Origin of the sequence: Streptomyces sp. MUM 2J, assembly GCF_022414535.1 — a bacterium.
Lineage (GTDB): Bacteria > Actinomycetota > Actinomycetes > Streptomycetales > Streptomycetaceae > Streptomyces.
Genome location: NZ_JADWYM010000013.1, coordinates 89,327 through 110,985, shown reverse-complemented (window position 1 = coordinate 110,985; position 21,659 = coordinate 89,327). Strand labels below are relative to the sequence as shown.

Sequence of the window (21,659 nt, the reverse complement as noted above, 5' to 3'; positions counted from 1 at the left end):
CCGGGTCAGGGCCGGGCTGCGCGTCCGTGGCGTCCGTGGAGGTCCGGGAGCCGCTCCGGAGGTCCGTGACGCCGTTCGGCGTCGGCCGGGGCGGGGAGCCTCCCCCAGTGCTCAACGCCTGGGAGGTACCCCCATCGCCCTGCCGACATCCACCAATGTGCCGGACGCGTGTTAAGCGGGTGCTGCGCGGACGTGACGCGCTCGTACCACTTCCGCGAAGTCCGATCGCCTCGGCGACGGGCGCAAGTGCGCCGCGGACACGGGCAGTTCACCGGACATGCGCCGCCGGTTCCCGTCCGGGACAGCACCTTTGCGGTGCACGCGGCGCACCCCGGGTCCCGGCCGGGGCGCCCGTCCCGGATCGGCGCCGGTGGCGGCACCGGCGCCCTGGAAGGGGCGCCGGGAACGCGCGACCGGCCATGACGGCGCCGCGGACGGACGGCCCGTCGTGGCCCTGCCCCTCCCCGTTCGGCCCGTTCAGGCCTTGGCGAGGAAGGCGAGCAGGTCCTGCCGGCTGACGACGCCGGTCGGCTTGCCCTCGACCAGGACGATCGCCGCGTCGGCCCGGCCGAGCACGTTCATCAGGTCGCCGACGGGCTCGCCGGATCCGACCTGCGGAAGGGGCTCCGACATGTGCTTCTCCAGCGGGTCCTCGAGCGAGGCCCGCTTGCTGAACAGGGCGTCCAGCAGCTCGCGCTCGACCACCGAGCCGACGATCTCGGCCGCCATCACGTCCGGGTGCCCGGCACCCGGCTTGACGACCGGCATCTGGGAGACGCCGTACTCCCGCAGCACCTCGATGGCCTGGCCGACGGTCTCCTCCGGGTGCATGTGGACGAGGGACGGGATGGCGCCGTGCTCCTTGTCGTTGAGGACGTCGCTGACGCGTGCGCTGGGCCCCTCGTCCTCCAGGAACCCGTAGTCGGCCATCCACTCGTCGTTGAAGATCTTGCTGAGGTAGCCGCGCCCGCTGTCCGGCAGCAGGACCACGACCACGTCGTCCTCGGTCAGCCGCTCGGCCACCCGCAGCGCGGCGACGACGGCCATGCCGCAGGAGCCGCCGACGAGCAGGCCCTCCTCCCTGGCCAGCCTGCGGGTCATCTGGAAGGCGTCCTTGTCGGAGACGGCGACGATCTCGTCCGCGACCTTGCCGTCGTAGGCGGCGGGCCAGAAGTCCTCGCCCACGCCCTCGATCAGGTAGGGCCGCCCGGAGCCCCCGGAGTACACCGAGCCCTCGGGGTCGGCACCGATGACCTTCACCGTGCCGCCGCTGATCTCCTTCAGGTAGCGGCCGGTGCCGGAGATGGTGCCGCCGGTGCCGACGCCCGCCACGAAGTGGGTCAGCTTGCCCTCCGTCTGCTCCCACAGCTCCGGGCCGGTGGAGTAGTAGTGGGAGAGGGCGTTGTTGGGGTTGGAGTACTGGTCAGGCTTCCAGGCACCGGGCGTCTCACGGACCAGCCGGTCGGAGACGTTGTAGTAGGAGTCCGGGTGCTCCGGTGCGACGGCCGTGGGGCACACGACCACTTCGGCGCCGTAGGCACGCAGCACATTGATCTTGTCGGTGCTCACCTTGTCCGGGCACACGAAGATGCACTTGTAACCCCTCTGCTGGGCCACGATGGCCAGACCGACGCCGGTGTTGCCGCTGGTCGGCTCGACGATCGTGCCCCCCGGCCTCAGCTCCCCGCTCTGCTCGGCCGCCTCGATCATGCGCACGGCGATGCGGTCCTTCACGGAGCCGCCCGGGTTGAAGTACTCCACCTTGGCCAGGACGGTCGCCTTGATGCCCTTGGTCACGCTGTTGAGCCTCACCAGCGGGGTGTTGCCGACGAGGCTGATCATCGAGTCGTGGAATTGCACCGTTGTCTCCGGATGCTGCAAAAGGATGTGGTCGTTAACTGTTCCGCCAGCCTATGGCCTGCGACGAATCCGTGACGGGCGTTCACTCCCTGTGGAGATTGGGCGACGGTCCGTACGGGGCAAGGAGTGGTTGTACGGCTACGAGGAGGTGGCGGCGACGCATGACCAGCATGTCGAGGGCGCGAGTGGCCCGGCGCATCGCGGCGGGCGCCGCGTACGGCGGTGGCGGCATCGGACTGGCGGGCGCGGCGGCGATGGGCCTGCTGCTGGCCGAGGCGCAGTGGGCGCGCCGCCATGTGAACGGCACGGGGACGCTCCCGCACGTGCCGCACGCGGAGGGACTGTACGGCCGCGCGTACGCCGCGGCAGGACCCGGGGCGGAACCGCTGCTGCTGGTGCTGCTGGGCGATTCGACGGCGGCGGGGCAGGGAGTGCACCGGGCGGGGCAGACGCCGGGTGCGCTGCTGGCGTCGGGGCTGGCGGCGGTGGCGGAGCGGCCGGTGGAACTGCGGAACGTGGCGCTGCCGGGTGCGCAGTCGGACGATCTGGACCGCCAGGTCGGACTGGTCCTCGGGGAGTGCGACCGGATGCCCGACGTCTGCGTGATCATGATCGGTGCGAACGACGTGACGCGCCGGATGCCGCCGACGCGCTCGGTGCGCCACCTGTCCTCGGCGGTCCGGCGGCTGCGCACCGCCGGCGCGGAGGTGGTCGTCGGCACCTGCCCCGACCTGGGCACGATCCAGCCGGTGCAGCAGCCGCTGCGGTGGCTGGCCCGGCGGGCCTCGCGGCAGCTGGCGGCGGCGCAGACGATCGGAGTGGTGGAGCAGGGCGGCCGGACGGTGTCGCTGGGGGACATGCTGGGCCCGGAGTTCGAGGCGAACCCGCGGGAGCTGTTCGGACCGGACCACTACCACCCGTCGGCGGAGGGGTACGCGACGGCGGCGATGGCGGTGCTGCCGACGATGTGCGCGGCGCTGGGACTGTGGCCCGCGGAGGAGGAACGGCCGGAGGCGGCGCGGCACGAGGGCTTCCTGCCGGTGGCGCGGGCAGCGGCGGAGGCCGCGGCGGAGCCGGGCACGGAGGTGACGGCGGCGATGCCGACCGGACCGCGGGGACCGTGGGCGCTGCTGAAGCGGCGGCGGAGGCGGAGGGTTCCGGAGCCGGACGGCAGCCCGGTGACCTGACCGACCCCCGGCCGGCGGACAGCCTGGCACAGCCGGGCCGGGCCGCCCCCGGCCGGGCCCCGGGACGCGCGGGCGGGACGGCGGCCGCGGTCCCGCCCGCGGGAGGCTGCGGGGTGACGCCGCCGCGGCCCGTGGTGCCCGGGTTCGTCCCCACGTCATCGGTGGTCTACCGGGACGGACGGAACGTCGGTCGGCCCCGGGCACCGCGGCGGTGACGGAACCCGTACCGGCGGAACCCGCACCCGCGGCAAAGCAAGCGCTTAGAAAGATGCGGCCAGGGTCACACCCCGACTCGCGTGACCTGGGCCATACGTACGGGTAACTTCCAAGCCAGCCGTGCCCACACCACGTAACCGTACGTACGCCAATGGAGCCGTGATGCCCGAAGCCGTCATCGTCTCGACCGCCCGCTCCCCCATCGGCCGCGCCTTCAAGGGCTCCCTGAAGGACCTGCGCCCCGACGACCTGACCGCCACGATCATCCAGGCCGCGCTGGCCAAGGTTCCCGAGCTGGACCCCAGGGACATCGACGACCTGATGCTCGGCTGCGGCCTGCCCGGCGGCGAGCAGGGCAACAACCTGGGCCGTATCGTCGCCGTGCAGATGGGCATGGACCACCTGCCGGGCTGCACCATCACCCGCTACTGCTCCTCGTCGCTCCAGACGAGCCGCATGGCCCTGCACGCCATCAAGGCAGGCGAGGGCGACGTCTTCATCTCGGCGGGCGTCGAGATGGTCTCCCGCTTCACCAAGGGCAACTCCGACAACCTGCCGGACACGCACAACCCGCTGTTCGCCGAGGCCGAGGCCCGCACCGCGGCCGTCGCCGAGGCCGAGGGTTCGACCTGGCACGACCCGCGCGAGGACGGCCTGCTCCCCGACCCGTACATCGCGATGGGGCAGACCGCGGAGAACCTGGCCCGCGCCAAGGGCATCACCCGCGAGGACATGGACGAGTTCGGCGTCCGCTCGCAGAACCTCGCCGAGCAGGCCATCAAGAACGGCTTCTGGGAGCGCGAGATCACCCCGGTGACCCTCCCCGACGGCACGGTGGTCGGCAAGGACGACGGCCCGCGCCCCGGCGTCACCATGGAGGGCGTCGCCGGCCTCAAGCCGGTCTTCCGCCCCGACGGCCTGGTCACCGCCGGCAACTGCTGCCCGCTCAACGACGGCGCCGCCGCGCTGGTCATCATGTCCGACACCAAGGCCCGCGAGCTCGGCCTGACCCCGCTCGCGCGGATCGTGTCGACCGGCGTCTCCGGCCTCTCCCCGGAGATCATGGGCCTCGGCCCGGTGGAGGCATCCCGGCAGGCGCTGAGCCGCGCCGGCCTGACCATCGGCGACATCGACCTGGTGGAGATCAACGAGGCGTTCGCCGCGCAGGTGATCCCCTCCTACCGCGACCTCGGCATCGACCTGGACAAGCTGAACGTCAACGGCGGCGCCATCGCCGTCGGGCACCCCTTCGGCATGACCGGCGCCCGCATCACCGGCACGCTCATCAACTCCCTCCGGTTCCACGACAAGCAGTTCGGCCTGGAGACGATGTGCGTCGGCGGCGGCCAGGGCATGGCGATGGTCGTCGAGCGTCTCAGCTGACCACCTCGCGGTCGGCCGCCCCCCGTCTTCCCGGTCGGCCGACCCCTCGGCCGGCCAACCCTCGGTCACCTCAATAGCACCTGGCGTGACCGATCGGCCCGGAGTCCGGGAAACACCTGGACGCCGGGCCGATCTGTGATCCAATCTCCCCCAGGATGTGACCTATATCCCCCTCCAGGGGGATACTTGCAGGTCAGCTATGTGTACCACCGACCCCCAGGACCGAAGTCCCGCCCGTTTCGTGACGTTACGCACTGACAGCTGGATAGTCCGCCCTTCAAGCTGATGTAGGAAGTCGGGGGTCGACTTTGAACCGGGAGTACGTCAGTGAGCGCCATGCCGATCGCCTTGCTGGTCACCACGGCCGCCACCGGCGCCGTGGGCGTCGCCGTCCTGCGCACCCTCATACTGCTGCGCCGGCAGGTCGCCGCCCTGCACGTCCAGATCGCCGGGAACGCGCAGACCGGCCTGAACGCCGGGAGCGACGCCACCGCGGCCCAGGGCCGCGTGCCCGCCGCACGCACCACGGCCGACGCCGACGAGATACGCATGGCCGTGGCCGAGGCGCTCGCCGAGGAGCGGGAGCGCGAGCTGGCCGAGGCGCGCGCCTTCTGGGCCGCCCAGGAGGCCCGTGACGCGTCCGACGCGCCGTCCCTGCTGGGCCTGGCCGACAGCGAGCTGTTCCTGCCGCGGCAGGCGGATCTCACGGGTCTGGAGCCGGTCGCCGAGCCGGGCACGGAGGCCGAGGAGTTCTCCGCGCGTGACTACGCCCAGGGAGGCACTCCCACGGAGTCCCCCGAACTGGCCGCGGCACGCCGTCGCCACCCCTCTCACCCGGACTTCGTCCCGGTGCAGTCACCGGTCGTCAACGACCACGATCGCACCGTCACCACGCTTGAGGACCTCGCCGCCGGCCGTGTCGAGCTGACCGACGTCCGCCCCGGCCCGCTCGGCACCCTCGACGTCTACGTCTTCGCCGACGGCACCACCCTCTGCATGACCCCGGGGCACCGGGAGACCGCCGAACGCCTGTCGACCGCGCTCACCGCGGGCGAGGCGCCGTACCTCCTGGGCGGTTCGGGGATCTCCGGCGCCTACACGCTGACGTTCGCGTGCGGGGAGGAGAACGTCTACATCCTGGCCGACCGGGTGATCGCGAGCCTTTAGGGCCGCCCCGGCCGGTCTGCGGCGCCCTGCGCCGGGACGGGAGACACAGCCCGTGCCCGGGAGCCGCTCCCGCCCCCGTCCCGCTGACGGGCCCTCAGCAGGCGCCGGGAGCCGTGTCACGGATCCCGGGGCGGCGGGTGGAGGGGCCCCCGCCGAGCCGGGCGGCCTCAGATACCGGCCCGCACCTGGGCCTCCTCGACCAGCCGCACGGCTTCGGCGACCTCGGCCCCACTCGCCAGCACCACCGCCAGGTCCTGCCCGGCGACGGTCACTTGGTCGGCCGCCGCGAACATCCCCGCGTCCGGCATCTCCCGGGGCTCCGCCCCGGGAGACTCGGCACGCTGGGACCACCGGGCCAGTTCCCGGGCCAGCTCCAGGGCCTCCGCCGCGGCACCCCGCTGCAGACGGCTCTGCGGTGCGGCTCTCAGCCGGTCGGCGAAGAGCTCCACCGCACGGGTCAGGGGCGTCGTATCAACCACGTCAACCACGGCGCGAGCCTACGCGTCGCATCGGGACTGTTGCCAATACGGGAACACTCGGGCACGGTGACCTGAAGGACCGGCTTACATCCCATGCGTCCGGAGGCGCCGATGTCCCACGTCCTCTCCGAGGAGACCCACCGCAATATCCTGGCCCGCATCCCCCACTGCACCGGTCGTGAGATCTCCGACTGGCTGCGCACCGTCGAAGAAGGCCCCGCCCTCCGCTTCGAGGAGAAGGTCAGCTGGCTCCGGCACGAGCACAACCTCGCGTACGGCCACGCCAAGGCGATCATCCACGAGTACGACCTGAGGAGGGCCGCGCGCAGGCTGTAGTGCCGCGACAGGAAACGTTCGCCCCGTCGCGACGCCCGGCACGCTCCCCCACCGCCCCAAGGGCGTGGGAGGTGCCCCCACCCGCGCCGACCTGACGCGCGAACGTCGCCCGCCGCGACCCCGGGCGGCTTCCCGCCCGGGCACCGGGGCGAGACCGTCGCGACGGCGTGACCGCCGGCGACGGAACGAGGCACACGACGAGGGCCCCGGGTACGAGACCCGGGGCCCTTCGCCCGTCGACCGCCGTGCGGCTAGTCGCTCTGGTTGAGGATCGCGATGATCCTCAGGAACTCCATGTAGATCCACACCAGCGTCACCGTCAGGCCGAAGGCGGCCAGCCAGGCCTCCTCGCGCGGCGCGCCGTAGGCGATGCCGTCCTCGACCTGCTTGAAGTCCAGGGCCAGGAAGCAGGCGCCGAGGATGATGCCGATGATGCCGAAGACCACGCCGAGCGCGCCGCTGCGGAAGCCGAGGCCGTCGCCGCCGCCGAAGACGGCGAACAGCATGTTGACCGTCATCAGCAGGACGAAGCCGAGGGCGGCGGCCATCACGAAGCCGTAGAAGCGGCGGTTGACGCGGATCCAGCCCGCCTTGTAGGCGACCAGGACGGCGGCGAACACGGCCATCGTGCCGATCACGGCCTGCATGGCCGCGCCGCTCGCGATGTGGGTGTCGACGATGTTGGAGATGACGCCGAGGAAGACACCCTCGAAGGCGGCGTACGTCAGGATCAGCGCGGGCGACGCGGTGCGCTTGAAGGACTGGACGAACGCCAGGACCATGCCGATCAGCGCGGCGCCGATCCCGATGCCGTACGAGCGGCCGATGTTGGCCTCGTCGACCGGCAGCAGCGCCCAGGAGAGCGCCGCCGTGAGGATGAGCACGCCGAGCGTGGACGCGGTGCGCATGACGACGTCGTCCATCGTCATACGGCCCGCGGTGGTGACCGGTGCCTGGGGGGCGCCGGGCTGCACGCCCTGCTGGGCGTAAGGGTTCTGCGCGTAGGGGTTGCCGGCCGGCTGGGCGTACGGGGTGCCCTGCGCGTACGGGTTGCCCTGGGTGCCGACAGCGGGACCCCCGGCCTGCGGCGCGGCGTTGAAGCCCGCGTAGCCGTTGTCGCGGCTGAACCCCCGTCGCGAGAAGACCGGGTTTCTGCTCCTCATCTCACTCCTCCATGGCCACCGTGCGTGGCCTTGGGCCCAAGGGTAATGGAAAGGCAAAGGACTGACCCTACTACCTGGGGAGGATCTTTCCCTCGCCGTGCTCGGCAACACGCTACGCGCGCGGGTGATTCCCGGCCATCGACGCCGCCTTTCATGACCAACCTGCGACCTGCCCGGAACCGGTCGGAGATCACCCGGCGGGGCGACCGCCCGAGGCAGGGACACCGACGGGGACTTGACGGCGCGACACGAGAGTCATGCGACGCGGGTAAGGGGCATGAGGCATGCAAGGGATACGGGACACGTGGCAGCCGACAGGGAAGGAAAGGGGTGAAGTTGCGCATATCACAGCAAAAGGAACGAGAGGCCCGAATGGCGCCATGGGTGAGTGACGAAGGACACGGGCGTACGCGCGCTCGCAGAGCGGGAAAGGCGGAGAAAAGGGGGGCGCCCCGGGTGACGGCCGACAGGGGATGTGCCCGGAGCCGGACTTGAACCGGCACGCCCGCGAAGGGGCAGCGAGGTTTAAGCTCGCCGTGTCTGCATTCCACCATCCGGGCAGGCCGTGGGCTCCGCGTCGAGATTCGAGCCTATCGGGAGACGTCCCCCGAACAGCGGATGGGCGACCCGATGTTGTCTTATTTTATTGGCGTCTGAGGGTGCATCAGCCAGTGGAACAGGCCGTCCGCACTTGCCAGCAGCCTTGCGCGTGACGGACCACCGCACGTACGGAATGACGGAATTTCACCGTCCGAACAAGGTTGCTCCCCCTGTTATCGACACACCACGCGCGTCGGCCGTCCGGCCGACGGTCCTCGGGGGCGGGCGTCATCCCCAGGTATGACACGGCCCAGCGGGGTCCGACCGGAGTCTGCCCCGGGAACCGGAACAGCGGCTGACTCCACGGCGGCGCACGGCCGGAACGATGGATCGCGTCCCCTTCACCCGACCGTCGTACCGCTAGGAGCGCCTTCCCGTGACCACCACACCCGTCGCCGGCCGGACCGCGGCCACCGTGGCCGCCCGAGCCACGGACCTGTCCAAGATCTACGGCCAGGGCGAGACCCAGGTGGTCGCCCTCGACCGGGTCTCCGTCGAGTTCCGGCAAGCCGAGTTCACCGCCATCATGGGCCCGTCCGGCTCCGGCAAGTCCACGCTCATGCACTGCGTGGCCGGGCTGGACAGCTTCTCCTCCGGTTCGGTGCGCATCGGCGACACCGAGCTGGGCTCGCTGAAGGACCGGCAGCTCACCAAGTTGCGCCGCGACAAGATCGGCTTCATCTTCCAGGCGTTCAACCTGCTGCCGACGCTGACCGCGTTGGAGAACATCACCCTGCCCATGGACATCGCCGGCCGCAGGCCGGACCAGCAGTGGCTGGAGACGGTGATCGGGATGGTCGGCCTGTCCGGGCGCCTGAGCCACCGGCCCTCCCAGCTCTCCGGCGGCCAGCAGCAGCGCGTCGCCGTCGCCCGCGCCCTCGCCGCCAAGCCGGACATCATCTTCGGTGACGAGCCGACCGGAAACCTCGACTCCCGCTCCGGCGCCGAGGTTCTCGGCTTCCTGCGCAACTCCGTACGCGAACTGGACCAGACGGTGGTCATGGTGACCCACGACCCGGTGGCAGCGGCCTACGCCGACCGGGTCGTCTTCCTCGCCGACGGCCGCATCGTCGACGAGATGATCCGGCCCACCGCGGACACCGTCCTGGACTTCATGAAGCAGTTCGACGCGAAGGGCCGCACCAGCTGATGTTCCGCACCGCACTGCGCAACGTCCTCGCGCACAAGGCCCGCCTGCTGATGACCGTGCTCGCCGTCATGCTCGGCGTCGCGTTCGTCTCGGGGACGCTGGTCTTCACCAACACCCTCTCCCGCGCCCTGCAGAACAGCTCCGCCAAGGGCTTCGACCAGGTCGACGTCGCCGTACGGGCGCGGGCCCGGGCGTCCGAGGGCGACACCGTCGGCAGGGCGCCCGAGCTGACCCAGGCGCTGCTCGACCGGAGCGCCGCGGTTCACGGCGCGGCCTCCGCGATCGGCGTCGTCAACGGCTTCACCGCGATCGCCGACAAGGACGGCCGGCTGATCGGTGGCGGCTTCCAGTCCCAGGGCGGCAACTACTGGGGCACCGAAGACCCGCGGTACCCACTCGTCGGCGGCCACGCCCCGTCCGGCAAGGGCGAGGTGCTCATCGACTCCGAGACCGCCCGGCGCGCCGGGTACGAGGTCGGCGACACCGTGCGCGTCTCCGTCGACGGGCCGGTCCTGACCCCCACCGTCGCCGGTGTCTTCACCACCGACGACGGCAACGTGGCCGCCGGCGGCAGCCTCGTCCTGTTCGACACGGCCACCGCGCAGCAACTGTTCGGCAAGACGGGCACCTACGACGAGATCGACGTCAGGGCCGCCTCCGGCACCTCCCAGGACGCGCTGAAGTCGGCCCTGGACCGGGCGCTGCCGAAGGACGCCGTCGAGACGACCACCGGCCGCCGGCTCGCCGACGACCAGGCCGAGATCATCGCCTCGTCGATGAGCGGACTCAAGCGCGGTCTGCTGGTCTTCGCCGGCATCGCCCTGTTCGTCGGCACGTTCATCATCGCCAACACCTTCACCATGCTGGTCGCCCAGCGCACCAGGGAGCTGGCACTGCTGCGCGCGGTCGGTGCCTCGCGGCGCCAGGTGACGCGGTCGGTGCTGGTCGAGGCGTTCGTGGTCGGCGCCGTGGCCGGCGTGACCGGTCTGGCCGCCGGCATCGGCATCGGCGTCCTGCTGAAGGTGCTCATGGACGCCCTCGGCGCGAACCTCCCGGCGGGCCCCCTCGTGGTCACGCCCGGTACCGTCGCCGCGGCCCTGATCGTCGGCGTCGGCGTCACCGTGCTGGCCGCCTGGCTGCCCGGTCGCCGTGCCGCGAAGATCCCCCCGGTCGCCGCGATGAGCAGCCTCCACGCCGCGGCGACCACCAGGTCGCTGGTGCTGCGCAACAGCGTCGGCGCCCTGTTCTCCGCCGCGGGCGTGGCCGTCGTGCTGGCCGCGACCGGCATGGGCGGCGACAGCGGCCAGGCTCCCATGGCGGTCGGCGCCGTCCTGCTGATCATCGGCGTCTTCGTGCTGACGCCGCTGCTGTCCCGTCCGCTGATCGCGGCTGCCGCGCCGGTGCTGCGTGTGTTCGGCGTGTCCGGGCGGCTCGCCCGGCAGAACTCGGTGCGCAACCCGCGCCGCACGGCCGCCACCGCCTCCGCGCTGATGATCGGTCTGACCCTGATCACCGGGATGACGGTGATGGCGGGCAGCCTCCAGACGTCCGTCGACAGGATGGCCTCCGAGGCGATCCGCGCGGACTACGTCGTCTCCATGGCCAACGGCAACGGCCTGTCGCAGGAGGTCGGCAGGACGCTGAGCACGGCCGAGGGCGTCACCGCCACCAGCCCGATGCGCAACGCGCTCTCCCGGATCGACGGCGGGACCGAGTTCCTGACCGGCGTCGACGGTGCCGCCTTCGGCACGCTCACCGACCTGCCGGTGGACGACGGCTCCTTCACGATCGGCGGCACGCGCGTCGTGGTCGACGACGGCACCGCCGAGCAGCACGGCTGGCGGGCCGGTTCGGCCTTCACGCTCCACTACGCCGACGGTGCGGCACAGCGGCTGACGGTGGCCGGTGTGTACCGCGGCAACGAGATGATCCACGGCATCCTGCTCGACACCGCCACGCTCGCCCCGCACCAGGAGCAGGCGGCCGGCGACATGCGGGTGATGGTGAAGACGGCGAGCGGCGCCTCGGACGCGACGAAGGACCGGCTGGCGAAGGCCCTCGGCACCAATCCGGCGATCCTGATCCAGGACAGGAAGGACGTCTCCGACGACATCGCCCAGATGTTCACCCTGATGCTGAACATGCTCTACGGCCTGCTCGCGATGGCGGTGATCGTCGCGGTCCTCGGCGTGATCAACACGCTGGCGATGTCGGTCTTCGAACGCTCCCAGGAGATCGGCATGCTGCGGGCGATCGGTCTGGACCGCCGGGGCATCAAGCGGATGGTGCGCCTGGAGTCGCTGGTGATCTCCCTGTTCGGCGGGGTGCTCGGCATCGGCCTGGGCGTGTTCTTCGGCTGGGCGGCCGGTGAACTGCTCGGCGCGAAGATGCCGACGTACGAGCTGGTCCTGCCCTGGGGCCGGATGGCCCTCTTCCTGCTGCTGGCGGGGGTGGTCGGGGTCCTGGCGGCCCTGTGGCCCGCCCGGCGCGCGGCGCGCCTGAACATGCTCCGGGCGATCAACGCGGAGTGACCGCACCCGCCCGGCGGGGCTCCGTTCCGCGAGCGGACGGAGCCCCGGCGCGGTCAGGCCCAGGTACGGGCCCGCAGCGGCATCCCGGAGGCACCCGGCTCCGGGGTCCGCACGGCGAGGACCTGGTTGACGCCGATGCGGTTGTGTTCGAAGGCCAGCGCGGAGGCCGCCATGTACAGGCGCCACACCCGGGCCCGTCCGGCGCCGGCCGACCGCGCGGCCGGCTCCCAGGCGGACTCCAGGTTGGCCACCCAGCGGCGCAGGGTGAGGGCGTAGTGCTCGCGGACCGCCTCCACGTCGCGCACCTCGAACCCGGCGCGCTCCAGCTGGGTGACGGTCGTGCCGAGGGGTTGGAGCTCACCGTCGGGGAAGACGTAGGCGTCGATGAAGGCGTCCACGTCGTAGGCCGTTTCGTCGTGCTGGGGACGGCGGGCGATCTGGTGGTTCAGGAGCCGTCCCCCGGGGGCCAGCAGGCCGTGCAGGCCCCGCGCGTACTCCAGGTACCGCTCCGCGCCGACGTGCTCGGCCATGCCGATCGAGGAGATGGCGTCGTAGGGTCCGTCGCGCACGTCCCGGTAGTCCTGCACCCGGATCTCCACCCGGTCGGTCAGCCCCTCGCCGGCGGCGCGCTTGCGGGCGTAGGCGGCCTGTTCCTGGGAGAGCGTGATGCCGACGACGCTCACCCCGTGCTCGCGGGCGGCGTGCAGGGCCATGGAGCCCCAGCCGCAGCCCACGTCCAGCAGCCGCTGACCGGGCTTCAGGTCCAGTTTGCGGCAGACGAGTTCCAGCTTGTCGCGCTGGGCGTTCTCCAGTGTGCCGGCGGGGTCGGGCCAGTAGGCGCAGGAGTACACCATGGACGGCCCGAGGACGATCTCGTAGAAGTCGTTGCCCACGTCGTAGTGGTGGCTGATGGCGCGCTTGTCGGTGCGCCGGGTGTGCAGGTGGCCCCGCCCTCGGCGCACCTCCTCGGCGGGCGGCGCGGGCGGCAGGGGAAGCCCGGCGAGCCGGACGAGCCCGCGGACGGCGGCCCGTACCTCGGGGTCCCGCAGCGCCTGGCGCAGGGTGCGGGCGTCCTCTCCGCGTTCCCAGACCAGCCCGGCCATTCGGTCGAGCGCGTCGTACAGGTCGCCCTCGACGTCCAGGTCACCGGCCACCCATGCCCGTGCCAGCCCCAGCTCGCCCGGCTTGAACAGCAGGCGTCGCAGGGCCCGGCGGTTCCGCACGACGAGCACGGGTGCCTCCGGCGGGCCCGACTGCGAGCCGTCCCATGCACGGATGCGGAGCGGGAGCGGGGCTCCCAGCATCTGTTCGATCAGGCCTTTCAGTCTCGACGCCGCGTCAGCCATGGCGCACACCTCCGTGAGGAGCGATCCCGGATGTCCAGTCACCACGTAAACACCAGGATGCCCGGATGGCAGTCCCGCCACGGCGTTGCATGCGAGCGAAATGCGGACGAAATCCACGGGTCGACGGCGGATGCCCCCCGGATGGCCGGGACCGGCCCGGGTGCGCGCCCAGGCGCCCGCCCCGGTGCGCTGCGCCGGGGCGGGGTGACGGCTGGATACGACAGCTCGCGCCGGGTCGGCGGCCGGTGGCCGGTGGCCGGCAGGGGGCGGCGCAGGGTGCCGCGCACACCGAAGGGGCCGCCCGCACCACGGATGGCGGGCGGCCCCTTCGGGCTGTTCAGGGGTGACCGGAGGTCAGGAGGCCTTGGCCTTCTCCCCGGTCTTGGCGGCGGGGACCGCCGGGGCCGGCTTGGCGGCCTCGTAGAACTCCTCGCGCGGGGATTCCAGAGCGCCCAGGGCGACGACCTCGCGCCGGAGGAACATCCCGAGCGTCCAGTCGGCGAAGATGCGGATCTTGCGGTTCCAGGTCGGCATCGCCATACCGTGGTAGCCGCGGTGCATGTACCAGGCGAGACGTCCCTTGAGCTTGATCTTCATCTTGCCCATGACGATCATCGCGACGCCCTTGTGCAGGCCGAGGCCCGCGACCGCGCCCTTGTTGGCGTGGCTGTAGTCCTGCTGCGGGAAGCCCCGCAGGCCGGACAGGACGTTGTCGCCGAGCAGCTTGGCCTGGCGCAGCGCGTGCTGGGCGTTCGGCGGGCACCAGGCGTTCTCGTTGCCGGCCTTGCGGCCGACGAGGTCGGGCACCTGGGCGTTGTCGCCGGCGGCCCAGATGTAGTCCGTGCCCTTGACCTGGAGCGTGGGCTCGCAGTCGACGTGGCCGCGCGGGCCGAGGGGCAGGCCGAAGCGGGCGAGGGCCGGGTTCGGCTTGACGCCGGCGGTCCACACGATGGTGTTGGCGTCGACCTCCAGGCCGTTCTTCAGCACCACGTGGCCGTCGACGCAGGAGTCCATGGAGGTGGACAGGTAGACCTCGACGCCGCGGCTCTCCAGGTGCTCCTTGCCGTACTGGCCGAGCTTGGGGCCGACCTCGGGGAGGATCTTGTCGGCGGCGTCCACGAGGATGAAGCGCATGTCCTCGCGGGACACGTTCTTGTAGTACTTGGCCGCGTCCCGGGCCATGTCCTCGACCTCGCCGATGGTCTCCGCACCGGCGAAGCCGCCGCCGACGAAGACGAAGGTGAGGGCCTTGCGGCGGATGTCCTCGTCGGTCGTGGACTCGGCCTTGTCGAGCTGCTCCAGCACGTGGTTGCGCAGGCCGATGGCCTCCTCGACGCCCTTCATGCCGATGCCCTGCTCGGCGAGACCGGGGATGGGGAAGGTGCGGGAGACGGCGCCGAGGGCGATGACCAGGTAGTCGAAGGGCAGCTCGTACGCCTCGCCGACGAGCGGGGCGACGGTGGCGACCTTGCGGTCCTGGTCGATGGTGGTGACGCGGCCGGTGAGGACCTCCGCCCTGGGGACCACGCGTCGCAGGGGGACGACGACGTGGCGCGGGGAGATGTTGCCGGCGGCGGTTTCGGGCAGGAAGGGCTGGTAGGTCATGTACGACCGGGGGTCGACGACCGTGACGGTCGCCTCGCCGTAGCGCATCTTCTTGAGGATGCGCCGAGCTGCGTACAGGCCTACGTACCCACCGCCTACTACGAGGATCCTGGGACGCTCCGTGGTGCTCATGCCATCGAGTATCCACCCGCTCCGAGGGGGTGGCTCGTGCGCCCCTTCACAAGCATGCGTAGGCCCTGTGCTACACTCCGCGGCCCGCGTGACATAGATCATGGTGCGCGACGGGAACCGCCGCACCCCGATGACCGTTGTCAACGCCGCGTGAGCTGCCTCTCTAGGCGACACGGGTGGCTGTGAGTCTGCTGGAACACCCTCCCGGAGACGTGACCAGAAGGGCTCGTACCGAGCCCTTCTGAACATGTTCAAAGCTCTCTTCGTCCCCCGAAAGGGCCAACAGGCCCTCTTTCGCGCACCGACAGGGCCGAAATCCTTGTGAAGAACTTCACGAACTTTCCCGGCGGCGCGTCACCGCGGGGCCCCGAAGGGCCCCTGCGGGCCGCTCATACGGTATCCGGGCTGCTCAACCGGAGGCTACCCGCGAGTAAGAGAAGAGAGCTACGCCACCGACCACGCGATGCCGTCGAGGATGTCGTGCTCGCTCACGACGACCTCCTCCGCACCGGTGCGCTCCATGATCGACAGGAGCACCAGGGCGCCCGCCCCGATCACGTCGACCCGGCCCGGGTGCATCGACGGCACGGCCGCGCGCTCGGCGTGCGTGGAGTGCAGCAGCCACTCGGTGATGCCGTGGACCGTGTCGCGGGAGATCCGGGAGTGGTGGATCCGCGCGGAGTCGTACGCGGGCAGCTCCTGCGCGATCGCCGAGACCGTCGTCACCGAGCCCGCCAGCCCCACCAGGGTGCGCGCCTCGCGCAGCGGCACCGACTGCTCGGCGAGGTCCAGGGCGGCCTCGATGTCGGCGCGCATGGCGGTGATCTGCGCGGCGGTGGGCGGGTCGGTGACCGTGCCCTCGCGCACCAGGTGCCGTTCGGTCATGCGCACGCAGCCGACGTCGACGGAGCGGGCCGCGCGCACGTGCTCCTCGCCGACCACGAACTCCGTGGAGCCGCCGCCGATGTCCACCACCAGGTAGGGCTTGGCCACGTGTGCGGCGCCGGCCAGTTCCCTGGTCGCGCCGGTGAAGGAGAACTCGGCCTCCTGGTCGCCGCTGATGACCTCGGGTTCGACGCCCAGGATGTCCATGACGCCGCGGACGAAGTCGTCGCGGTTCTCCGCGTCCCGGGAGGCGGAGGTGGCGACGAACCGCAGTCGTTCGGCGCCGTGCTCCTTGACGACGTGTGCGTACTCCCGGCACGCGGCGAACGTCCGCTCCAGCGCCTCGGGGGCCAGCCGCCCGGTCCGGTCGACGCCCTGGCCGAGCCGCACGATCGTCATGCGGCGGTCCAGGTCGACGAGTTCACCGGTGGCCGGGTCCGCGTCCGCGACCAGCAGGCGGATGGAATTCGTGCCGCAGTCGACGGCGGCGACCCTGGTCACTCGGTCCCCTCCGCGTCCGGCACCACGCAGGGACCCTTGCGCCACCACTCGGGCAGCAGGGCGATCGCCTCGTCGCCCAGCGGGTTCACGCCCGGTCCGGCGGCCAGCGAGTGGGCCACCAGGACGTGCAGGCACTTCACCCGGTCCGGCATGCCGCCCGCGCTCGGGAAGTCCGTGAGTTCCTCGATCTCGTCGCGGCGCCGGATGTAGTCCTCGTGCGCCGCGCGGTACGCGGCCGCCAGCTCCGGGTCGGTGCGGAGCCGCTCGGTCATCTCCTTCATCACGCCCCCGGCCTCCAGCGTGCCGATCGCGGAGTTCGCCCGCGGGCACGTGAGGTAGTAGAGCGTCGGGAAGGGCGTGCCGTCCGGAAGCCGGGGCGCCGTCTCGACGACGTCGGGCCGGCCGCAGGGGCACCGGTGGGCGATCGCGCGCAGGCCGCGCGGCGGACGCCCGAGCTGCTGCTTGAAGGCCTCGACGTCCGCGGCGGTGGGCTCGGTGCGCGGGGTGGTCGGCGGGGGCGTTTCCATGCCTGTCTTTCTATCGGATCAGTTCACTGGTCGAGGGCGTCGGACTTGTCGACGCCCTCCCAGACGTTGGAGTACCAGGGGCGGTCGGCCGCCCCGCGGTCGGCGCGGGACTGCTTCACCGTGCTCGGGTCGATCACGACGTATCCCGTCTCCCCCGGCATCACGTAGTGCAGTCGCTGCCGGATCTGCTGTTCGGCGAAGGCGTCGTCCTGCCAGCGCGCCTTGAGGTCGCGCAGCTGTTCGACGCGCTCCTGAGCCTGCTGCTTCTCGCGCTGCAGGTCGGCGACTTCGGCGCGCTGGGAGACGTACTGCCTTATCGGGTAGGCGAGTGCCACGATCAGGGAGCACAGGACGAGGGCGAGCAGCGCCGCGCGGCCGGTGAGACGGGAACGGCGCGCCTGGCGGCGGGTCTGCGAACGGTAGACCCGGGCCGCCGTCTGCTCGCCCAGCAACCGGATCCTGGTCGCGGTGGAGAAACGGTCCCGGTCCTTCACCGCCATGTCCAGCCTCCCGTTCACACGCGCGTACGTCCCCGCACACGGTACGGGACCGGGTACGGGGACGTACGTGCGACGGGCGAGCCCTTAGCCTTTGCGGCTCAGCCCTTGAAGCGCGGGAAGGCGCTGCGGCCGGCGTACACCGCGGCGTCGTCGAGGATCTCCTCGATGCGCAGCAGCTGGTTGTACTTGGCGACGCGCTCGGAGCGGGCCGGGGCGCCGGTCTTGATCTGGCCGCAGTTGGTGGCGACGGCCAGGTCGGCGATGGTGACGTCCTCGGTCTCGCCCGAGCGGTGCGACATCATGCACTTGAATCCGTTGCGCTGGGCCAGCTCGACGGCGTCGAAGGTCTCGGTCAGCGAGCCGATCTGGTTGACCTTGACGAGCAGGGCGTTGGCGCTGCCCTCCTCGATGCCCCGGGCCAGGCGCTCGGGGTTGGTGACGAACAGGTCGTCACCGACGATCTGGATCTTGTCGCCGAGCCGGTCGGTGAGGACCTTCCAGCCGGCCCAGTCGTCCTCGAACAGCGGGTCCTCGAGGGAGACGAGCGGGTAGGCCGCGACGAGCTCCTCGTAGTACTCCGTCATCTCGGCGGCGGAGCGCTCCTTGCCCTCGAAGAGGTACGTGCCGTCCTTGTAGAACTCGGACGCAGCGACGTCGACGGCCAGCGCGATCTGCTCGCCGGGGGTGTAGCCGGCTTCCTTGATGGCCTCGAGGATGAGGTCGAGGGCCTCGCGGTTGGAGCCGAGGTTCGGGGCGAAGCCGCCCTCGTCGCCGAGGCCGGTGGACAGGCCCTTGGTCTTCAGGACCTTCTTCAGCGTGTGGTAGACCTCGGCGCCCCAGCGCAGGGCCTCGGAGAAGGACTCCGCGCCGATCGGGGCGATCATGAACTCCTGGATGTCCACGTTGGAGTCGGCGTGCGAGCCGCCGTTCAGGATGTTCATCATCGGCACCGGCAGCAGGTGCGCGTTCGGGCCGCCCAGGTAGCGGAACAGGGGAAGGTCGCTGGCCTCGGCCGCGGCGTGCGCGACGGCGAGCGAGACGCCGAGGATGGCGTTGGCGCCGAGGGAGCCCTTGTTGTCGGTGGCGTCCAGGTCGAACATCGCCTGGTCGATCAGGCGCTGCTCGGTGGCGTCGTAGCCGACCAGCTCCGGGCCGATCTGCTCGATGACCGCGAGGACGGCCTTCTCCACACCCTTGCCGAGGTAGCGGTTCGAGTCGCCGTCGCGGAGTTCGACGGCCTCGAAGGCGCCGGTGGAGGCGCCGGACGGGACGGCGGCACGACCCGTGCTGCCGTCGTCGAGGCCGACCTCGACCTCGACCGTGGGGTTGCCTCGGGAGTCCAGGATTTCCCGGGCTACGACGACGTCGATGGACGGCACGAGCATCTCCTTCTTGGGATGTGACGCTGGTTGTGCGGGGCACGTGGACCGTCGGCCCGTGCAGAGCCTCGCGACTAGAGCCTAACCGCCCCGGGGCCATCGGCCAGCCGACCGACCGGCCCTTGGACACAGTGACCGTACCCATTGTTTCCCTTCGGAACAAAAGGGGGTGCCGGTTCGGGGTGAACAACGGGTGAAGCGCGGGGGCGGGCCGGGAAGGCGGCACAGGCGGACGGACAGAAGGAGACGACGACACCCCGCCCCGGCGCGTACGGGGGAAGACGCGCCGGGGCGGGGAGCTGTGGGGGCCCTGGGACCCGCGGGCCGATGGCAGGCCCCGGGCGCGGGCGGGCAGGGCCCTGCGGGGGCCGGTGCGCCTACTTCAGGTGCAGCTGCTGGCCCGGGTAGATGAGGTCGGCGTCCTCGATGATGTCCTTGTTCAGGTCGAACAGCTTCTTCCAGCCACCCTTGACCTTGTGCCTCTCGGCGATCGAGCTGAGGGAGTCGCCCTTGACGACCTTGTACTCGCCGTCGCCCTTCCTGACCTTCTTGCCGGTCGGGGTGGTGACGGTCTTGTGGGCCTTGGGGGCGGCCTGCTGCGCCGGGCGCTCGGTGGAGCGGGAGGCGGTCCCGCCGGTGGAACGCTGGGTCGCGGTGCCCTGGGAGCTGCTCTGGGAGCTGCTGGACGAACCGCTCACGGAGCCGGAGTAGGGCGTGCTGGACAGGCCCGTACCGCAGACCGGCCAGGCACCCTTGCCCTGGCCCGCGAGAACCTTCTCGGCGATCGCGATCTGCTGCGACTTGGTGGCGAGGTCGGCACGGGCGGCGTACTGGGTGCCGCCGTACGCGGCCCAGGTGGAGGCGGAGAACTGCAGGCCGCCGTAGTAGCCGTTGCCGGTGTTGATGGACCAGTTCCCGCCGGACTCGCACTGGGCGACCGCGTCCCACTCGGAGGCCGTGGCTGCGGAGGCGTTGCCGACCGCAAGCAGCGGGGCGGCGACGGCGGCGCCGGTGACGCCGGCGATGGCGATGACGCGGGTGGCCTTGGACGGACGACGGTGCTTGCCCTTGCCGGAGAACAGCATGGATCGATCCCCTCACCGACGCCTGCGAGGTGAGCTGTCGGGTTCGGGCCGGTTGAGTTGCCCGGCCGCACCTCCCGTCGGGAAGCACGGCTTCACCCCAAGCCGCTCCGGATCAACTGCCCGGCACGGCACTTACCTTGGGTCCCCCGCTCCTGCCTACGGCGCTAGACGCGACGACTGTTCCCGTGCAGCCGCTGGCAGGACTCGGCGTTGCGGCGACCGGGGCTCGCGGTGACGAGCGGTCCTGACCGTAGACATGCGCTTCGTCGAATTTCAAAGACGATCAGGGCTTCTGAGACTCATCCCACACTTTCGCCAAACCGGACATTAAGCGCGAAACAGGATGTCAACTCCCGCCGCTTTTCGCCCCTTTAGGCACCGACGCGCAGGGTCTGACCGGGGACGATGTGGCCGGGGTCGGCACCGATCGCGCCCTGGTTCTCGGCGTACAGGCGGCGCCATCCGCCGTCGACGCCAAGGGAGTCGGCGATGGAGCAGAGGCTGTCACCGGCCCGCACGGTGTACGAACCGCCGGCCGCATCTCCGCCGTCGGCGGGCACGGCGTGCCGGCCGGTGGACGCGACGGCGGGACCCCCGCCGGCGGCCTCCTCGTCGGCGCCGGCGCCCCGGTGACGGCCGGCGCCCCGGCCTCCGGCATCGAGGGCACCCGTGTCGACCAGGCTCGAAGCACCTGCGGGTCGGGGCAAGTTGTCCGAGTCGTCATGGTTCGGGCCGACCGTGGTGGCACGGCCGGTTCCCTGCGAGGGCTCACCGGCCGGGTCGCCCGGAGCGGAGGTCGCACCGGTGCCGGAGTCCGCACCGGCGGCACCGGTGTCGGACGTCGAGGATCCACCGGGGTGGGAGGAGTTGGGCGACTCCGTCGTTTCGGGCGAAGCGGAGGAACCGGAGACACCGGGGGAATCACCGGAGTCGGATGAGCCACCTGAACCGGACGTACCGGATGAATCGGAGGGCCCGGCGGAGCCCGTGGAGCCGGACGGCTTGCCCGGGTCCGAGGAGCCCGAGGGAGCGGAGGAACCGGATGAGCCGGAGGAGCCGGAGGAGCCGGAAGAACCGGAAGAACCGGAGGAGCCGGAAGAACCCGGCGCGTCGCCCGCCACGCCCGTGTCCACCTGCGCCGCCCCGGAGTCCAGCGTGAGTCCGGACGGCGCGCCGCAGGCGGGCCAGGCGCCGACGCCCTGGTCCGCGAGGACCCTCTCGGCGACGGCTATCTGCTGGGACCGGCTGGCCAGGTCGGGCCGCTCCGCGTACTCCAGGCCGCCGTACTTGTCCCAGTCGTCCAGCGTCAGACGCAGCCCGCCGTAGAAGCCGTTGCCGTCGTTCAGGCTCCAGGAACCACCGGACTCGCAATCCGCCACCTTGTTCCAGGTGCCGCCGTCCGCGGCGCTCGCGCCGGTGGCGCCGAGGAGCGGGATGGCGATGGCGGAACCGGTCACGCCGGCCGCGACGAGGAGGGCGGGAGCCTGGCGGGGGCGACGGTGGCGACCGTTCCCGGAGAGCATGCGGGGACCTTTCCCGAGGCAGCAGTGACGGCACGGCAGGCACTGCGGCCGAGTGCCGTGCTGTCGAGTGAACGTATCGGCAGTCGATCACTTGTCACAAGTTA

General features: G+C 71.4%; 17 protein-coding genes, 1 tRNA gene and 1 riboswitch. Of the genes, 6 read left to right on the top strand and 12 right to left on the bottom strand.

The window, feature by feature from the left end; all coding sequences use genetic code 11:
• Positions 1-477 precede the first annotated feature (477 nt).
• Positions 478-1,860, bottom strand: coding sequence for a cystathionine beta-synthase (locus I3F54_RS14280; protein WP_240119108.1), 1,383 nt, complete (start codon positions 1,858-1,860; stop codon positions 478-480).
• 161 nt (positions 1,861-2,021) lie between these two features.
• Between I3F54_RS14280 and I3F54_RS14275 the strand changes: the two genes are divergently transcribed.
• The 3 genes from I3F54_RS14275 (at position 2,022) to I3F54_RS14265 (ending at position 5,813) form a co-directional block, all read left to right on the top strand.
• Positions 2,022-3,047: an SGNH/GDSL hydrolase family protein gene (locus I3F54_RS14275; protein WP_240119107.1), complete on the top strand. Its 1,026-nt coding sequence runs from the start codon at positions 2,022-2,024 to the stop codon at positions 3,045-3,047.
• A gap of 378 nt (positions 3,048-3,425) precedes the next feature.
• Positions 3,426-4,646: an acetyl-CoA C-acetyltransferase gene (locus tag I3F54_RS14270; RefSeq protein ID WP_240119106.1), complete on the top strand. Its 1,221-nt coding sequence runs from the start codon at positions 3,426-3,428 to the stop codon at positions 4,644-4,646.
• 327 nt (positions 4,647-4,973) lie between these two features.
• Positions 4,974-5,813, top strand: coding sequence for a hypothetical protein (locus tag I3F54_RS14265; RefSeq protein WP_240119105.1), 840 nt, complete (start codon positions 4,974-4,976; stop codon positions 5,811-5,813).
• Between the two features lie 167 nt (positions 5,814-5,980).
• Here I3F54_RS14265 and I3F54_RS14260 read toward each other — a convergent pair whose 3' ends face one another.
• The gene (locus I3F54_RS14260) at positions 5,981-6,292 is read right to left on the bottom strand and encodes a hypothetical protein (RefSeq protein WP_240119143.1); all 312 of its coding nucleotides are present in this window, start codon (positions 6,290-6,292) and stop codon (positions 5,981-5,983) included.
• Positions 6,293-6,403: 111 nt separating this feature from the next.
• On the opposite strand from I3F54_RS14260, the gene I3F54_RS14255 reads away from it, so the two are divergent.
• Positions 6,404-6,628, top strand: a complete 225-nt coding sequence (locus tag I3F54_RS14255) for a DUF4287 domain-containing protein (RefSeq protein WP_240119104.1) — start codon at positions 6,404-6,406, stop codon at positions 6,626-6,628.
• A gap of 251 nt (positions 6,629-6,879) precedes the next feature.
• Here the strand turns inward: I3F54_RS14255 and I3F54_RS14250 are convergent, their stop codons facing one another.
• A complete protein-coding gene (locus I3F54_RS14250) occupies positions 6,880-7,791 on the bottom strand; it encodes a Bax inhibitor-1/YccA family protein (RefSeq protein ID WP_240119103.1) in 912 nt (303 codons plus the stop codon).
• 476 nt (positions 7,792-8,267) lie between these two features.
• Positions 8,268-8,351 (bottom strand) — tRNA-Leu (locus I3F54_RS14245).
• Positions 8,352-8,767: 416 nt separating this feature from the next.
• Here I3F54_RS14245 and I3F54_RS14240 point away from each other — a divergent pair.
• Both I3F54_RS14240 and I3F54_RS14235 read left to right on the top strand, forming a co-directional pair.
• Positions 8,768-9,541 (top strand): ABC transporter ATP-binding protein, encoded by a 774-nt coding sequence (locus I3F54_RS14240; protein ID WP_240119102.1) that lies wholly within the window; start codon positions 8,768-8,770, stop codon positions 9,539-9,541.
• A complete protein-coding gene (locus I3F54_RS14235; protein ID WP_240119101.1) occupies positions 9,541-12,072 on the top strand; it encodes an ABC transporter permease in 2,532 nt (843 codons plus the stop codon). The genes I3F54_RS14240 and I3F54_RS14235 overlap by 1 nt, the downstream gene beginning before the upstream one ends.
• A gap of 53 nt (positions 12,073-12,125) precedes the next feature.
• On the opposite strand, the gene I3F54_RS14230 is transcribed toward I3F54_RS14235, so the two are convergent.
• From I3F54_RS14230 to I3F54_RS14195, 8 genes are all read right to left on the bottom strand, one after another.
• A complete protein-coding gene (locus I3F54_RS14230) occupies positions 12,126-13,418 on the bottom strand; it encodes a cyclopropane-fatty-acyl-phospholipid synthase family protein (RefSeq protein ID WP_240119100.1) in 1,293 nt (430 codons plus the stop codon).
• A 354-nt stretch (positions 13,419-13,772) separates the two neighbouring features.
• Positions 13,773-15,155 carry an NAD(P)/FAD-dependent oxidoreductase gene (locus tag I3F54_RS14225; RefSeq protein ID WP_240119099.1) on the bottom strand — a complete coding sequence of 461 codons (1,383 nt, stop codon included), beginning with the start codon at positions 15,153-15,155 and terminating at the stop codon, positions 13,773-13,775.
• 444 nt (positions 15,156-15,599) lie between these two features.
• Positions 15,600-16,541 (bottom strand): Ppx/GppA phosphatase family protein, encoded by a 942-nt coding sequence (locus I3F54_RS14220; RefSeq protein WP_240119098.1) that lies wholly within the window; start codon positions 16,539-16,541, stop codon positions 15,600-15,602.
• A complete protein-coding gene (locus tag I3F54_RS14215; RefSeq protein WP_240119097.1) occupies positions 16,538-17,068 on the bottom strand; it encodes a DUF501 domain-containing protein in 531 nt (176 codons plus the stop codon). Before I3F54_RS14215 ends, I3F54_RS14220 begins: the two co-directional genes overlap by 4 nt.
• Positions 17,069-17,091: 23 nt before the next feature.
• Positions 17,092-17,568, bottom strand: a complete 477-nt coding sequence (locus I3F54_RS14210) for a septum formation initiator family protein (RefSeq protein ID WP_240119096.1) — start codon at positions 17,566-17,568, stop codon at positions 17,092-17,094.
• A 98-nt stretch (positions 17,569-17,666) separates the two neighbouring features.
• Positions 17,667-18,953: a phosphopyruvate hydratase gene (eno, locus tag I3F54_RS14205; protein WP_240119095.1), complete on the bottom strand. Its 1,287-nt coding sequence runs from the start codon at positions 18,951-18,953 to the stop codon at positions 17,667-17,669.
• A 371-nt stretch (positions 18,954-19,324) separates the two neighbouring features.
• Entirely contained in the window at positions 19,325-20,032 is a 708-nt protein-coding gene (locus I3F54_RS14200; RefSeq protein WP_240119094.1) for a transglycosylase family protein, read from the bottom strand.
• 4 nt (positions 20,033-20,036) lie between these two features.
• A riboswitch (cyclic di-AMP (ydaO/yuaA leader) is annotated at positions 20,037-20,206 on the bottom strand.
• Between the two features lie 197 nt (positions 20,207-20,403).
• Positions 20,404-21,555 (bottom strand): transglycosylase family protein, encoded by a 1,152-nt coding sequence (locus I3F54_RS14195; protein WP_240119093.1) that lies wholly within the window; start codon positions 21,553-21,555, stop codon positions 20,404-20,406.
• Positions 21,556-21,659 lie beyond the last annotated feature (104 nt).